Source organism: Nocardia bhagyanarayanae (genome assembly GCF_006716565.1).
Classification (GTDB): domain Bacteria; phylum Actinomycetota; class Actinomycetes; order Mycobacteriales; family Mycobacteriaceae; genus Nocardia; species Nocardia bhagyanarayanae.
The window spans coordinates 4436671-4451810 of sequence record NZ_VFPG01000001.1; the positions used below are offsets into that span (position 1 = coordinate 4436671).

Annotated in this window: 15 protein-coding genes; 6 read left to right on the top strand and 9 right to left on the bottom strand. The window is 69.5% G+C overall.

Translation table 11 applies throughout. The features are described from left to right. Positions 1–90 precede the first annotated feature (90 nt). Positions 91–1416, top strand: a complete 1326-nt coding sequence (locus tag FB390_RS19120) for a PucR family transcriptional regulator (RefSeq protein WP_141810162.1) — start codon at positions 91–93, stop codon at positions 1414–1416. A gap of 36 nt (positions 1417–1452) precedes the next feature. Here the strand turns inward: FB390_RS19120 and FB390_RS19125 are convergent, their stop codons facing one another. From FB390_RS19125 to mftR, 6 genes are all read right to left on the bottom strand, one after another. Further along, positions 1453–3747, bottom strand: coding sequence for a SpoIIE family protein phosphatase (locus FB390_RS19125; protein WP_141810163.1), 2295 nt, complete (start codon positions 3745–3747; stop codon positions 1453–1455). A 49-nt stretch (positions 3748–3796) separates the two neighbouring features. Then, the gene (locus FB390_RS19130) at positions 3797–4432 is read right to left on the bottom strand and encodes a SpoIIE family protein phosphatase (RefSeq protein ID WP_141810164.1); all 636 of its coding nucleotides are present in this window, start codon (positions 4430–4432) and stop codon (positions 3797–3799) included. Next, a complete protein-coding gene (locus tag FB390_RS19135) occupies positions 4425–4838 on the bottom strand; it encodes an anti-sigma regulatory factor (RefSeq protein ID WP_141811885.1) in 414 nt (137 codons plus the stop codon). The genes FB390_RS19130 and FB390_RS19135 overlap by 8 nt, the downstream gene beginning before the upstream one ends. Continuing rightward, the gene (locus FB390_RS19140; RefSeq protein WP_067781095.1) at positions 4828–5217 is read right to left on the bottom strand and encodes an STAS domain-containing protein; all 390 of its coding nucleotides are present in this window, start codon (positions 5215–5217) and stop codon (positions 4828–4830) included. Before FB390_RS19140 ends, FB390_RS19135 begins: the two co-directional genes overlap by 11 nt. 12 nt (positions 5218–5229) lie before the next feature. Further along, on the bottom strand, positions 5230–6135 hold the full coding sequence (locus FB390_RS19145; RefSeq protein ID WP_141810165.1) for an STAS domain-containing protein: 906 nt from the start codon (positions 6133–6135) through the stop codon (positions 5230–5232). A gap of 124 nt (positions 6136–6259) precedes the next feature. Next, entirely contained in the window at positions 6260–6853 is a 594-nt protein-coding gene (gene mftR / locus FB390_RS19150; protein ID WP_246124104.1) for a mycofactocin system transcriptional regulator, read from the bottom strand. 86 nt (positions 6854–6939) lie between these two features. On the opposite strand from mftR, the gene mftE reads away from it, so the two are divergent. Next, entirely contained in the window at positions 6940–7647 is a 708-nt protein-coding gene (gene mftE / locus FB390_RS19155; protein ID WP_141810167.1) for a mycofactocin biosynthesis peptidyl-dipeptidase MftE, read from the top strand. Further along, a complete protein-coding gene (gene mftD, locus FB390_RS19160; RefSeq protein ID WP_141810168.1) occupies positions 7644–8852 on the top strand; it encodes a pre-mycofactocin synthase MftD in 1209 nt (402 codons plus the stop codon). Before mftE ends, mftD begins: the two co-directional genes overlap by 4 nt. A gap of 6 nt (positions 8853–8858) precedes the next feature. Here mftD and FB390_RS19165 read toward each other — a convergent pair whose 3' ends face one another. After that, positions 8859–9326: a MarR family winged helix-turn-helix transcriptional regulator gene (locus FB390_RS19165; protein WP_141810169.1), complete on the bottom strand. Its 468-nt coding sequence runs from the start codon at positions 9324–9326 to the stop codon at positions 8859–8861. Positions 9327–9652: 326 nt separating this feature from the next. On the opposite strand from FB390_RS19165, the gene FB390_RS19170 reads away from it, so the two are divergent. The 3 genes from FB390_RS19170 to FB390_RS19180 all read left to right on the top strand — a co-directional run bounded on the left by FB390_RS19170 (position 9653) and on the right by FB390_RS19180 (position 13211). Beyond that, positions 9653–11329 (top strand): fumarate hydratase, encoded by a 1677-nt coding sequence (locus tag FB390_RS19170; protein WP_141810170.1) that lies wholly within the window; start codon positions 9653–9655, stop codon positions 11327–11329. Positions 11330–11504: 175 nt separating this feature from the next. Beyond that, a complete protein-coding gene (locus FB390_RS19175) occupies positions 11505–11900 on the top strand; it encodes a hypothetical protein (protein ID WP_141810171.1) in 396 nt (131 codons plus the stop codon). A gap of 798 nt (positions 11901–12698) precedes the next feature. Beyond that, a complete protein-coding gene (locus tag FB390_RS19180; RefSeq protein WP_141810172.1) occupies positions 12699–13211 on the top strand; it encodes a M15 family metallopeptidase in 513 nt (170 codons plus the stop codon). 242 nt (positions 13212–13453) lie between these two features. Here the strand turns inward: FB390_RS19180 and FB390_RS19185 are convergent, their stop codons facing one another. Both FB390_RS19185 and FB390_RS19190 read right to left on the bottom strand, forming a co-directional pair. Continuing rightward, entirely contained in the window at positions 13454–13726 is a 273-nt protein-coding gene (locus FB390_RS19185; protein WP_221639301.1) for a DUF2283 domain-containing protein, read from the bottom strand. Between the two features lie 50 nt (positions 13727–13776). Next, positions 13777–15129: an MFS transporter gene (locus tag FB390_RS19190; protein WP_281292365.1), complete on the bottom strand. Its 1353-nt coding sequence runs from the start codon at positions 15127–15129 to the stop codon at positions 13777–13779. Positions 15130–15140: the final 11 nt, after the last annotated feature.

Consider the following 15140-nt stretch of genomic DNA (forward strand, 5'->3'; position numbering starts at 1 on the left):
CAGAGTTTCCGACGCGGGTTGTGCCGGTGGCACAAAAGGTTGCCGTAAGCGCCCGCCGAGGCCGCTGACCTGGCGTATCGTCCGGAACAAATGAGCGAACCCGATGACCGAACGACCGGCGGGGCCGAGCCGCACGCCGCACCGAATGGCGACGCGAACGCGGGCAGGAACGACGACGTCGAGTCGGTCGTCCGCGAGGTGGCCGAACGCATCAAAGCCGACCTGCCGCGGCTGCTGGCGGAGATGACCGCGATGTTCGCCGACATGATCGAGGAGTTCCGGCACGACGACGAGGTGCGGCGGCTGATGGAAGCCAGCACGGCCGCGAACCTCGCCGCGATCCTCGACGTACTGACGCTGGGCATCTCCTTCGACGACCTCACGGTGCCGCCCGCCGCCGCCGAGTACGCCCGCCGGTTCGCCCAGCACGGGATGTCGTTGGAGGCTCTGCTGCGCGCGTACCGGCTCGGCGAGCACATGTTCGCCCAGACGGCGATGACCGTGCTGCGGACGCTCGACCCCTCGGCCGATCTGGCCCTGTCGACCACCAGCCGGATCGCGGCGCAGATCAACCGCTACATCGACCGGGTCATCGAAGGCGTCATCGACATCTACGAGAACGAACGGCGGCGCTGGGACGCCCGCACGGACGCGACGCGCGCCGCGCAGGTCAAAGCGGTCCTCGAGGGGGAGGAGCTGGATCTGGCCTCGGCGGAGCAGATGCTGGGGACATCGCTGCGCGGCTGGCATCTTGCGGCGGTCATCTGGACACCGCCGGGCTCCGCGGCCTCCTACGACGTGCTGCGCACCGGCGTGGGCATGCTCGCCTCCGCGACCGGCAAGCAGCCGCTGACCATCCTCGTCGACGAACACAATTGCTGGGCTTGGATCTCGTCCGCGGGCAGGCCGTCGCTCGACGCGGCCGTGCTCGAAGCCGAGCTGCGCAAGCAACCGTCGCTGCGGATGGCGGTCGGGGATCGGGGGGCCGGGCTCGCCGGATTCCGGCAGACGTTCCACGACGCGCAATGCGCGCGGGCCGTGGCGGTCGCCGCAGCCACGATGCGGCAGCTCACCCTCTATCCGCGGGTCGCCGTCGCCGGTCTGCTGAAGGACAGCCTCCCGGACGTGCGGGTGTGGGCGCGGCGGGTGCTCGGCGACCTGATGCGCGACGACGAATCGACGGCCCGGCTACGCGAGACCGCCCAGGTCTACCTGGACGCGCGCGGAAGTCTCACCGACGCGGCCGCCCGCATGCACGTCCACAAGAACACCGTGCACTACCGGATCCGTAAAGCCGAAGAGCTGCTGGGTCATCCGCTCGGCACCAACCGGCTCGACGTCGAGATCGCGCTCATGGTGTGCGCGCAGTTCGGTCTCGCCGCACCGGCTTCCGGCCACTCGGGCACGCCGCGATGATCCACGCGCGCCGCAATGCTGGGCGCGGCGTTCGCGTTACCCCGCGACGCGTCGGTTGGTGCCGCGCAGCGGGTTCGCCACGGGCGACTTGATCGCGGGCAGAGTGATGGACATGCGGACTCGGGTGCCCGGTCCGTTGTGGTCGATCTCCAATTCCTCGGTGAGCGCGCGCATCATGTCGATGCCGCGGCCGCGGTTACCGGGATCGGCCGAGCGCGGCTTCCACGTGCCGGTGTCGGTGACCTCGATGACCACCCGCTCGGTGTCGCATTCCGCGCTCAACAGGACCCGTTCGGTCGCGGCCGCGCCGTTGCGGTAGGCGTGCTCGATGCTGTTGCTGCACGCCTCGTTCGCCGCGGCGACCAGGTCGGAGGCCAGATCGTGCGGCACCGCCGCGGCGGCGAACCAGGCCTTGAGCTTGCGGCGCATGCCGGAGAGTTCGTCGGCGTCGGCGGGCACGTCCAAGCGCAGCGGCGCGGGCGGCTGCCGGTACACCACCATCGCGACGTCGTCGTCGTAGCCCGCGGCCGGACGCAACCGGGACAGCACCGCGTCGGCCACCTCGCGCGGCAGCTTGCCCGCGGTGTCGGCGAGCACGGCCGCGATCTTGGCGAAGCTGTCGTCGATGTCGACGCCGCGCTGCTCGACCAGCCCGTCGGTGAACAGCACCAGGGTCGAGCCCGGCGTCAGCGCGGTCGTGGCCTCCGGGCGGCGCGGCATGTCGAAGGTGGCCAGCGGCACCGAGCGGCCGCCCTCCAGCAGCCTGCCCGGCTTGTCGACGTCGGCGAGGATGGGCGGCATGTGGCCCGCGCTGCTGTAGCGGACCACTCCGCGCACCGGATCGAGCACGGCCGCGCACACCGTGGTGCACATCGCGCCGGGAATGCGGCCCGCCACGGTGTCGAGTTCGGCTAGCAGCTGCGCGGGACCGGCGCCGCGCAGCAGCAAAGCCCTTCCCGCCGAGCGCAATTGGCCCATCACCACGGCCGCCGACAGCCCGCGGCCGACGCAGTCGCCGACCACGACGCCGATGGTGCCGTCGCGCAGCGGCACCACGTCGTACCAGTCGCCGCCGATCTCCAGCGGCGGCAGCGCCGGTTCGTAGTGCACCGAGAACCGGGGCGGCAGTTCGATGGGACCGAGCATGGCGCGCTGCAAGGTGAGCGAGGTGGCGCGGGCCTGATCGAAGTTGCGCGCCCGCTGCACCGCCAGGCTCAGGTGCCCGATCAGCAGCGAGAACAGCGTCCAGTCCGCGGCGCTGATCGCGCGCGGCGCGGCGAAGCGCAACCACAGTGCGGCGTCGCCGGTTTCGCCGAGCGGGGCGACGATTCCCTCGGAGCTCTCCGCACCCTCCGGAATCGCGAACAGGCTGCGCGGCGGCCTGCGCCGGGCGCGTTCTAGCAGGGCGCGCGCGGAGTGGTCCAGCGCGGCGGGGTCGGTCTCGACACCCGTACCGCTCGGCTGCTCGACCGACCCCGAGACATAGACCTCGGGATCGGCATTGCGGCTCGGCCACACGGTGACCACCGCCGACTCGGCGCCGACCGTGCGCCGCAGTTCGTCGAGGCCGACCGCGAGCACCTCGACCACGCTGGTCGCCGCGCCCACCGCGGTGGCCAGCCGGGAGGCGGCCTGGTCGCGCGCCTGCGCGTCGTGCTCGGCGGTGACGTCGCGGATGGTGCCGACGTAGATCAGCTCGTTGTTCTCCGGCTTGACCAGCGCGCTGGTGCTCACCGCCAACCACAGTTGCCGCCCGTCGCGGTGCCGGATCGGCAGCACGAAACGCAGCGCCTCGGTGCCCAGATCGGGATAGCGCGGCCCGGCGGGTAGCGACCACGGATGCGGCACCGGGTACGGCACGTCGGCGGGGCCGTAGCCGGTGAGCGCGCCGAAAGCGGAGTTGACCTCGACGATGGTGCCGCGCGCGTCGGCGACGAAGAATCCGTCCTGCAGCGATTCGACCAGCGCGGTGCGGAAGGCGTCGCGGCCCGCGAGATCGTCCGCGCGCGAACGCTGTTGCTCGTAGCGGCGCGTGCCGTCGAGGTAGCCGCGGGTGGCGATGTCCAGCGCGGCGAGGGTCTGGAGGAGGAATTCGAGTGCGGTCTCGGCGATTCGCGGCTGCGGCGCGGGGTCGATTCGCGGCTGGGCTTGTTCGGCCTCGGTGGCCAGCCGGAAGTGGTTCTCGGTGAGATCGAGCAGGCTGATGGACTCGACCAGCGCGCGCCTGCCGAGGTCGTAGCCCTCGGAAAGGCTGTCCTGGCTCGGGGCGGCCAGGTGGCGGCGTAGGGCGTCCGCGTAGGCGTCCAGGAATTCGGCGAGCACGGTGCTCATCGGCGACCGCCGATCACGACCCCGCCTCGCCTGCACCCCGCTGCATCGGTCATGACGCCCCGTTCGTCGTTCCGCCGCGGTGCCGGGCGGCCAGCACCAGGGCGTCGTCGGTGTCCTTGGCGTGCCGGGACAGTATCTCGGAGGTGATCTCCGCCGTGGACCTGGAAAGGTCGATGCCCTCGGCGGATTCGGTGACGATGCCGTCGGTAGTCATCAACAGCAGGTCGCCCGCGCGCACCTGCACTGTCTGCGGTTGCAGGTTCTGCGGTAACCGATAGCCCACGATCCCTCCCGTCAGCAGGACCGCAGCGCGCACGGTCAGCCCGGCCGGGCTCGCGGAGAGCACCCGGCAATCGACATTGCCCACGCCGAGCCAGCGGATGATGTCGGTGTCGTCGAACAGCGCCAGCGACACCGCCGCGCCGCGGGTGTCGGCCATGGCCCGATGACACAGCACCATCAGCACGTCCAACGGCTCGGAACGATTCTCGGCGAGCACCTGCGCGGCGCGGTCGGCCGCGTCCGCGGCGGCGGCGCCGTGGCCGAGCCCGTCGAGCACCGCGAACAGCACCGTGCCGCCGCCCGCGTCCAGGACGACACAGCGATCACCGGAGATGTGCTGGCCCGGTAAGGCGCGACCGGCCACCGCCCACTCGATTCGGCCGATGAACCCGTCTTCATGCACCGTTGGGTACCCACTTCCACATTTCCACCAACGTGCCGCGACCGGGTGCGGAGTCGATCGTGAGCCGATCCATCAGCCGTCGCGCGCCGGGTAATCCGAGGCCGAGGCCGCGGCCGGTCGAATAGCCGTCCTCCAGCGCGCGGGGAATGTCGCGGATGCCGGGCCCTTGGTCCCGCGCTTGGACCACGAGAGCCTGGCGGCCCTCGCGATCGTCGACGGACAGGCGGATTTCGCCGGTACCCGCGTAACTGGTGATGTTGCGGGCGATTTCGGAGATGGCCGTAGAGATCATGGTGCAGTCGGTCAGGGAGAAGCCGAGCTTCGCTGCCAATTCCCGTCCTGCTTGTCGTGCTGTCACGATGTCGCTGGACAGCTTGACCGCGATCACCACGTTCTCAGCGGCCACTGTCACGACCGTCTCGCTGGCGGCGTACGGAAGACTTTCGGTCCAGCCATGCCAGCCCTTCTTCGAGGTCGAGGGCGGTGTGCATGTCCTCGAAGGTGAGTCCGAGCTGCACCATGGCGAACGCGACCTCGGGTTGCAGTCCGACGATGACGGTCTCCGCCCCGCGCAACTGGGTCATGTGCGCGATGGTGCGCAGCGATCTCGCGGCGAAGGAGTCCATCACGTCGATCGCCGTCACGTCGACGATGATGCCGTGCGCGCGGTATCTGCTCACCTGTTTCATCAGGTCGTCCTGCAGGCGCTCGGTATCGGCGTCGGTAAGTGCGGACTGAACCGACGCGATGAGATAGGTGCCCTGCTTGAGAATCGGTACCGGCATCGGACCGCTCGATCAGCGTCCGTCGCGTTCGGAAACCCGGTCGGTCACCCGGGTCACCTCGTAGCCGAGCAGGCGTTCGGCCTCCTCGATACCGCCCTGGAGGTCGCCGACCGCGTTCATCTTCGACAGGTCCAGGCCGATGGTGACCAGGGTGAGCGCGATCTCCGAGGACAGGCCGGTGATGATCACGCTGGCGCCCATCAGGCCGGAGGCGTCGACGGTCTGCACCAGGTGGTTGGCGACGGTGGAGTCGATCGTCGGCACACCGGTGATGTCGATGACGACGACCTTGGCGCGGTTGTGCCGGATCGCGCGTAGCAGCTGTTCGGTGAGCTGGCGGGCGCGCTGGCTGTCCAGCACGCCGATGATCGGCAGGATCAGCAGTTGCTCGCGCACCTGGAGCACCGGGGTGGACAGCTCGCGGATGGCTTCCTGCTGCTGGCGGATGACGCGCTCGCGCTCCTGCACGAACGAGATGGCCACGGTGCTCGCGATGCGGTTGGCGGCCGGTTCGTAGGCGTCGAGCGCGTGGTTGAGCAGCTCGAAGTTGGACTGGTACTTCTCGAACAGCGAGCGGGCCAGCACATCTCGCAGCAAGAGCACGATGCCGAGGACCTCGTCGGTCTCGACTCCTCTCGGGATGATGCGCTCGGACAGATCGCGCGCGTAGGCCTGCAGCGCTTCGACGCTACCGGTCTCGAGCACCTCGACGTAGTTGTCGTAGATGGAGGTGGCCTCGGAGAAGATCTCCTCCGGGGTCATCGCGGTGAGCAGCTGGGCGTCGGTGATGCGGCGCGCCCACTCCTCGCGCAGCGCGGTGCGGTTCTGGCGCAGGTGCTCGACCAGCTGCGGAAGCAGGTTGTCGACCGGTCCCGCGGCCAGCGAATCCGCCGAAAGGCTCATGGACACCTCGGACATGGAAATTCCAGCCCCTTTCGACGGGTAGGTCGGTAATCGTCGTGCGCTCGGCCGTGGCCGAGTCCGAGCCTAGTCATACCCCATCCCGATCGCCGCCGAAACCTACGGGTTGCTCGTGCGCAATTCACGTGCGCGTCACGAATCCGCGTTCCAGCGCGAGCAGGGCTTCGTCCAGGTACACGGTGAGATCGGCGTCCGCCCGGCGCAACCAGGCGTCGAACGCCGCGCGCGCCGCCGCGAGGGTGGCGCGGCCGACGGCCATCGGGATCAGCGCGTCCTCGGGTTCGCCGAGTCGTCGCCCGGCGAAGGCGCTCACCGCGCGCTCCCAGGCGTCGTAGTGCGCGCCCGCCGTGGCGGCCAGCGCGGGCACGGTGGCCACCAGGTGCATGCGATTGCGCAACTCGGGCACGTCTTCGGCGCGATATCGGTTGGCGTTCACCACGACTCGGCGCACCGCGGTCATCATCGGCACGTCGTCGGGCACCGTCGCGAAGTCGGCGCGCAGCGCGGCGACCTCGTCGTCGAACTGGTGCCAGAGCACCTCGGCCTTGGTGGGGAAGTAGCGGAAGAAGGTGCGCCCGCTGATGCCCGCGGCGGCGGCGATCTGGTCGACGGTGGTGTCGTCGAAGCCCTGCTCGGTGAACAGGCGCATGGCGATGACCTCGAGCTCGCGCTTGGTGGTGCCGCGGGGTCGGCCCCGGGTGGTCCGCGTCGTCACGCAGTCATTATGTCCGCCGCGGGGCCGAATTTTGTCAGTCACTGAAAGTATTGATTTTGTCATCGTGTGACGTTAATCTCGCCGACATGGGCACCATGGCGGATCTCACATGGCCGGAGGCGGGCGAACGCGCCGCCGCCGGTGCGATCCTCGCCGTGCCCGTCGGCGCGACCGAGCAGCACGGGCCGCACCTGCCGCTGTCCACCGACACCGACATCGCCGCCGCGCTCTGCGCGCGGTTGGCCGCCGTCCGCGCGGATGTGCTTGTCGCGCCCGCGATTCCGTACGGATCCAGCGGCGAGCACGCCGGCTTCGCGGGCACCCTGTCCATCGGGCAGGCCGCACTGGAGCTGCTGATCGTGGAGCTGTGCCGCTCGGCTACCGACACCTTCGACCGCGTCCTCGTGGTGAGCGGGCACGGCGGCAACCTGGAACCGCTGCGCCGCGCCGAGGAGCTGCTGCGCCGCGAATCGCGCGACGTCCGGGTCCATCTGCCCAGCTATCCGGGCGGTCTGCACGCGGGCCGCGCCGAGACCGCGCTGCAGCTGGCGCTGCGTCCCGACCTGGTGCGCGCGGACCGCGCGGCGAAGGGCGATACCCGCTCGCTCGCCGAACTGCTGCCGCTGCTGCGCGCCGGGGGAGTGCGCGCGGTGAGCCCGAACGGCGTGCTCGGCGATCCCGCGGGCGCGCACGCCGAGGAGGGACGCGCACTGCTCGCCCAGCTGACCGACGACCTGATCGAGAGAACCCGGCACTGGTGGCCGGTGGCCGCCCCGAAAGGACTTTGCTCATGAATCCCTGGTTCGAGACTGTGGCCGAGGCGCAGCGTCGCGCGAAGAAGCGGCTGCCGAAATCGGTGTACGGCGCGCTGATCGCCGGTTCGGAGCGCGGTCAGACCATCGACGAGAACCAGCAGGCCTTCACCGAACTCGGTTTCGCGCCGCACTGCGCCGGTCCGATCGGCGAACGCGACCAGTCGACCTCGGTGCTCGGCCAGCAGCTGTCGATGCCGGTGCTGATCTCGCCGACCGGCGTGCAGGCCGTGCACCCCGACGGTGAGGTGGCGGTGGCGCGGGCCGCCGCCGCACGCGGTATCGCCATGGGGCTCAGCTCCTTCGCCAGCAAGCCGATCGAGGAAGTGATCGCGGCGAATCCGGCCACCTTCTTCCAGCTCTACTGGTGCGGCGGCAAGGACGAGATCCTGCAGCGCATGGCGAGGGCGAAGGCGGCGGGCGCGGTCGGGCTCATCCTGACGCTGGACTGGTCGTTCTCGCACGGCCGAGACTGGGGTAGCCCGGTGATCCCGGAGAAGCTGGATCTGCGCACCATGCTGAAGTTCGCGCCGCAGACCCTGGCCCGGCCGCGCTGGCTGGCGACCTACGTCCGTTCCGGGCACATCCCCGATCTGACCGCGCCCAACATGGCGGTGGGCGACGGCCCGGCCCCCGGCTTCTTCGGCGCCTACGGCGAGTGGATGGGCACGCCCGCGCCGGATTGGGACGACGTGCGCTGGATCGTCGAGCAGTGGGACGGTCCGGTGATGCTCAAGGGCGTGATGCGGGTCGACGACGCGCAGCGCGCGGTCGACGCGGGTGTCACCGCCATCTCCGTCTCGAACCACGGCGGCAACAACCTCGACGGCACCCCGGCCGCCATCCGCGCGCTGCCGGTCATCGCGGACGCCGTCGGCGGCCAGATCGAAGTCGTGCTCGACGGCGGCATCCGCCGCGGCAGCGACGTGGTCAAGGCGGTGGCGCTGGGCGCACGCGCGGTGATGATCGGCCGCGCCTACCTGTGGGGCCTCGCCGCCAACGGGCAGGCGGGCGTGGAGAACGTGCTCGACATCCTGCGCGGCGGCATCGACTCGGCGCTGCTCGGCCTGCGCAAGACGGCGGTCACCGACCTGGACCGTGACGACCTGGTGGTGCCCAACGGTTTCGAACGGGCGCTCGGTGTCCCGGCGCGTTCGACGGCGAAGGTGGTGCCCGCCTCGGCCTGAGGCCGCTCAGCTCGGCGGTTGCCGCCGGTGGTGCGCGAGCAGCGTGTCGTAGATGTCGGCCAGCGCGCTGAGTTGCTCGCGGTCCAGCGCGTTGATCATGTGTTTGCGCACGCTGCGCACGTGCGCGGGCGCGGCGGTGCCGAGCACGTCGGCGCCGCGCGGGGTGAGTCGCGCGGCCGTGCGGCGGGCGTCGTCGGGAATCGGCTCGCGCACCACCAGTCCGCGCTTCTCCATCCGGGTGATCTGGTGGGAGAGCCTGCTCTGCGACCACTCCAGCGCCTCGGCCAGATCGGCGAAGGTGAGCCGGTGGTCGTCGGAGCCCGCGAGATTGGCCAGCACCGAGTACTCGACGTAGGTGAGGTTCGACTCCCGGGAGGAGTCGCGCCCCACGGCGGCCGCGATGAGGTCGCGCGTGCGCACGAATCCCAGCCAGGCTCGCATTTCCACATCGTCGAGCCACTGCGGATCGGTCACGACAGCCTCCAAACTCTGACGTGTCATCTACATTGCCCCGCTGTGGTCGTGTCGAGCGTGACAAACTGTCGAATCCGACAGGTAGCACCACCGGGGTTGAACGTGCAACCTTTTGTGCTGCTTACCAATGGGTGAACGGCGACCGCACGCCCGGTGCCGGGGAGCCGGGCGTGGGTCACTGTGTCCGCCAGCACTATTAGGTTTGCCTAACCCGGAGTCGGTCGCGGCCCGTGGATAGGCTCCCTGTGCTTGTGACCAGCCCGGCTCAGGCCGCCTGTGGCCGCTGGTCCGCTCGAGCCCCAGCCTCACCCGAAGGAGTGCGATCCGTGACCGCCCCGGAGTTCCGCTATTCAGATCTGCTGCCGACCGGCGCGGACGACACGCCGTACCGGCTGCTGACCACCGAGGGCGTCAGCACCTTCGAGCACAACGGACGCACGTTCCTGCAGGTCGACCCCGAGGCGCTGCGCCTGCTGACCGCCGAGGCGATGCACGACATCAGCCACTACCTGCGCCCCGCGCACCTCGGCCAGCTGCGCAAGATCATCGATGACCCGGAGGCCTCGGGCAACGACCGCTTCGTCGCGCTGGACCTGCTCAAGAACGTCAACATCTCCGCGGGCGGCATCCTGCCGATGTGCCAGGACACCGGCACCGCGATCGTCATGGGCAAGAAGTCCGAGGGCGTGCTGACCGGCGTGGACGACGCCGAATGGATCAGCCGCGGCGTGTACGACGCCTACACCAAGCTGAACCTGCGCTACTCGCAGCTGGCCCCGATCACCATGTGGGACGAGAAGAACACCGGCTCGAACCTGCCCGCGCAGATCGAGTTGTACTCCACCCAGGGCGATCCCGCGCACCCGTCGTACAAGTTCCTGTTCATGGCCAAGGGCGGCGGTTCGGCCAACAAGTCCTTCCTCTACCAGGAGACCAAGGCCATCCTGAACCCCACGCGGATGCTGGAGTTCCTGGACGAGAAGATCCGCTCGCTGGGTACCGCGGCCTGCCCGCCCTACCATCTCGCGGTCGTGATCGGCGGCACCAGCGCCGAATTCGCGCTCAAGACCGCCAAGTACGCCTCGGCGCACTACCTGGACAACCTGCCCACCGAGGGCTCGCTCGCCGCGCACGCCTTCCGCGACCTGGAGCTCGAGGAAGAGGTCTTCAAGCTCACCCAGGAGTTCGGCATCGGCGCGCAGTTCGGCGGCAAGTACTTCTGCCACGACGTGCGCGTGGTGCGGCTGCCGAGGCACGGCGCCAGCTGCCCCGTCGCGATCGCGGTGTCCTGCTCGGCCGACCGGCAGGCGCTGGCCAAGATCACCCCCGAAGGCGTGTTCCTGGAGCAGCTCGAGCGCGAGCCCGCGCAGTACCTGCCGGAGCAGACCGACGAGATCCTCGGGGGCGACGTCGTGCAGATCGACCTCAACCGGCCGATGTCGGAGATTCGCGCGGAACTGTCGAAATACCCTGTCAAGACTCGGCTTTCGCTGACCGGTCCGCTGGTCGTCGCCCGCGACATCGCGCACGCGAAGATCAAGGAGCGGCTGGACGCGGGCGAGCCGATGCCCGAGTACCTGCGCGACATGGCCGTGTACTACGCGGGGCCGGCCAAGACCCCGGACGGGTACGCGTCCGGCTCTTTCGGTCCGACCACCGCCGGCCGGATGGACTCCTACGTCGACCAGTTCCAGGCCGCGGGCGGTTCGTTCGTCATGCTGGCGAAGGGCAACCGTTCGGCGCAGGTGACCAAGGCGTGCAAGGAGCACGGCGGCTTCTACCTCGGCTCCATCGGCGGCCCGGCGGCCCGGCTGGCCTTGGACTGCATCAAGTCGGTCGAGGTACTGGAATACCCCGAGCTGGGTATGGAGGCCGTCTGGAAGATCGAGGTCGAGGACTTCCCGGCGTTCATCGTCGTCGACGACAAGGGCAACGACTTCTTCGCCGAGACTCAGAAGCCCATCGCGCTGCGGGTGCGCACGCGGTCCAAGGAACGGGTCTGAGACTCGCGAGTTCGCCTGTTCACCGGCGGTGTCCGGCGGTCGGCGGACCTCGTCGCGCACCGTCCGGGCGGGACGTGCGGACACGGCGATGTCACCATGATCACCGGTGTGGCATCGCCGCCCTCCCGAGGCACCCTTAGCGGGGTAGGTCGAGGAATTTCGAGCGAGGAGGGCAATGAGTACGTCGTTTCGCGTCTCGGAATCGGCCGGGCGACGGCTTGTCGCACGCGCCGCGCAGGAAGGAACCAGTTCGACCGCACTGCTGAACAGGTTGATCCGGGAGGGGGTCGACCAGTTGGAGCACCCGGGGATCCTGTTCCGTGGGCCGATCCACGACCGGCGCGCCGCGCTGGCCGCGGGGCCGGAAATCTGGGAGGTGGTCGCCCGGCTGCTCGAGCTGGAGGGACCGGTCGAGCAACGGATCACCGTGCTGAGCGGACAATCCGATCTGCAATCCAGGAAGATTCGTACCGCGCTCGCGTACGCGCGGGAATACGGGATGGAGATCGGTGCGAGGATCGGTCGCAATCGTCAAGCCGCCGAAGCAATTCAGCGGGGCGAGCCGATCTAGCCGGAAAGCCGACCGGTTGGTCGCTGCGCCGAGGCCGTTCGTCGGCCTCGGCGCTTTTTTGTGTGGAGGGGCGAAAAGGGCTTGCGGCTCGGATGATTCGGACAAATCGCGGGTCGTCCGGGGCCGGTGGGGGATTGGTAGCAGTGCCCGCCCGGATGTGATCCACAGCACTGGATAACTATGTGGACAGCGATCTTTCCTGTGGATAGTGGGGTTGGCAGGCAAACGGTTTGGGATCGGATGGGGCGATCTGGGGCCGGGATGTAGCCGCCCGCTATCACCGCTGGTTATCCACACACCTGTGGATTCGAGGGGTGGGGCGACTGCTCGCCGGGCTTCTCTCCACAGGTAATGCACACGAAATCGCCGGTGCGAGCCGCGAGTTGACACGGACTGCTGGTTTCCCCCGGTGATGGTGGCGCGGCATCGGTGCCGATTCGTGGGGCGCTCGAAAGGACCGTCCAGTATCGGCCGGTCGCCAGCTCAACCGCCATTTCGCTATCGAGTGGAGAGAAGTGGTTTCGAGGGTAGAGAAATGGTGGCCGAAAGACCTTGTTGGGCAACCATTTCTCTCCCGTCGATCAGCGGTGACCGGCTGCGGCGTCCGTGGTCGGTGACGAGTGGAGGCCGATCCCGGATGGCACGCCGACATGGAGACCGGTTGGCACGGTGTGGTGTTGGGCCGAACGGGACCGGTTTGCGAAGTGCCGTGTCGGCTTCCACGTCCGGTGTGGTGTGGATTGCCCGATTGGTTCCGATCGTGGGAGCGGGTGGTCGCGCGCCGCTACTATGGCGCCCATGTCGCGGACGAGCGAGGGCATCGGAAAGGGTTTGGCGGTCGGCGTATTGGCGGCGGCCGCGATCGGGGGCGCTGCCGCACCGCAGGCGCTTGCGGCGCCGGCCGGAGAATGGCAGGTCGTCGGTTCCGCCGCCGGCACCGAGGGACTCGATCCGGTGCTCGCGGTGGCCTACACCCTCGCCGAGAACGCCGCGCACGCCGAAGAGGTTCCGCTCTGGATCAACTCCGGCCACCGCAGCTACGCCGAGCAGCAGGCCATGTGGGAGGACGGCATCGCCACCTACGGCAGCCCCGAGGAGGCGCGCCGCTGGGTGCTGCCGCCCGAGGAGTCGACCCACGTCGCGGGCCGGGCCGTCGACGTCGGTCCGCAGGAGGGCGCACAGTGGCTCGAAGAGCACGGATACCGCTGGGGGCTCTGTCGCACGTACTCGAACGAATGGTGGCACTTCGAAATCGCCACCGTTCCCGGCGGCGCCTGCCCGGCTCCGCGCGCGGACGCCAGCGAACGCTAGAACGCGAAGCGCCGCCAGGATCACCCGGCGGCGCTCGGTCCCGCGGCACCGAAGAGCGGTGCCACGATCGGGGTGCCGACGTCCCACAAGCGCCTCTCGGCGAGTGGTCGCTCGAAGCGACTGAAAGGGGTGCGGCCCGGGGCTGTCCGGACGCCGACAGTGAGCTTCAACGGGCCGCCGCGCGGAACTATTTCCCTCCGCCGATGTGAGGTGCGTCGCGCCACGGGCGGAGCTCGGTCACCTCAGGAGTGCGTCGGCGGTGTCGGCGCCCGGCCGAGGACTTCGGTCGGCACGATGCGCTGCGCGCCGAGAACCTCGAAGCCGAGCAGGGTGCCGGAAGCGCTGAAGTCGAGCACCACGGTTCCGCCCTCGACCGGGGTGACGATCTGACGGGTCGCCTCACCGGGGGCCACCTCGTCGGCGATGGTGAAATAGGCGGCGTCGGCAGCCGGGTCGTAGGTCATGTGCATGTCCGGGTCCTCCGTCGCGTCGCCGTTCGGTCCTGAGAACTTCACGGTAACTCCGATAGGGCCGGGCCGCCGAGTCCCGAGTCGTAGCTCGGTGGTCAGCGCACCGGCGCGGGTTCGCCCTCGGGTTCGCTCGGCAACGGCCCTCCACCGGTGCGGCTCACGCGCCGCGGCAACACCCAGAACAGAGCGAATGTGCTGGTCAGGCTGATCGCGCAGACGGCGACGACATACCAGGCGACCGCACCGGACCCGGCGCCCGCCGTCCACAGCGCCGTCGCGATGAGCGGCGCGAGCCCGCCGCCGAGAATCACGGAGATCTGAACGATCAGCGAGGTCCCCGAGTACCGCACCGCGGCGGGGAACAGGTCGGCGATGATGATGCCGCCCACGCTGTGGCTGATCGGCAGGACCACGCCCATCCCGAGCAGCGCGAGGAAGACCACGACCCGATCGCCGGTGTTCAGCAGCGGGAAGTAGACCGCGCACCACGCGAGCAGCGCCGCGGTGCCCGCGAGGAAGACCCGCGCGGTGCCGATCCGATCGCCGAGCGCGCCCCACAGCGGCATGGTGGCGCACCAGACGACCGCGGCCACGATGACGCCCGCCAGCAGGAAGTCCCTGCTGAATCCCAGCGTCTTGGTGCCGTAGGTGAGCGTGAAGACCATGAAGATGTACACCACGGCCGAGGTCGCCACCGCCGCCAACAGGATCAGCGTCAGGCGCGGCAAGCCGACGCGCAGCGCGTCGCGCAGCGGAAACGCCGACACCTCGCCGCGCCGCACCAGCCCCGCGTACTCCTCGGACTCGGTGACCCGCAGCCGCACCACCAGCCCGACCACCACGAGCAGCACGCTCAGCAGGAACGGAATCCGCCAGCCCCAGGACAGGAACGCCGCCTCCGGCAGCAGCGCGCTCGTGCCGAGGAACATCGCGTTGGCCAGGATCAGCCCTGCGGGCGTTCCCATCTGCGGGAAGCTCGCGTACCTGTTGAGCCGCCCCGGCGGCGCGTGCTCGATGGACAGCACGGTCGCGCCCGCGCCCTCGCCGCCAAGACCGACGCCCTGCGCCAGCCGCAGCACGACCAGCAGCACGGGCGCCCAGAAACCGATGCTCGCGTAGGTGGGCAGCAGGCCGATCAGTGTCGAGCTCACGCCCATCAGGATCAGCGACACCACCAGCGTGGTGCGCCGCCCGAACCGGTCGCCGAAGTGCCCGAACAGCAGTCCGCCGATCGGACGCGCGCCGAAACCGACGGCGAATGTGCTGAACGCCGCGAGGGTGCCCGCGGCCGGGCTCAGCGAGGGAAAGAACTGCTTGCCGAAGATCAGCGCCGACGCCGTGCCGTACAGCATGAAGTCGTACCACTCGAGCGTGGTTCCGACCAGGGTCGCCGCGGCGACCCGGCGCGGTGCGGACACGGCGGTGGAGCGGGGTGGAACAGAGGTCACTGCGATCCGTT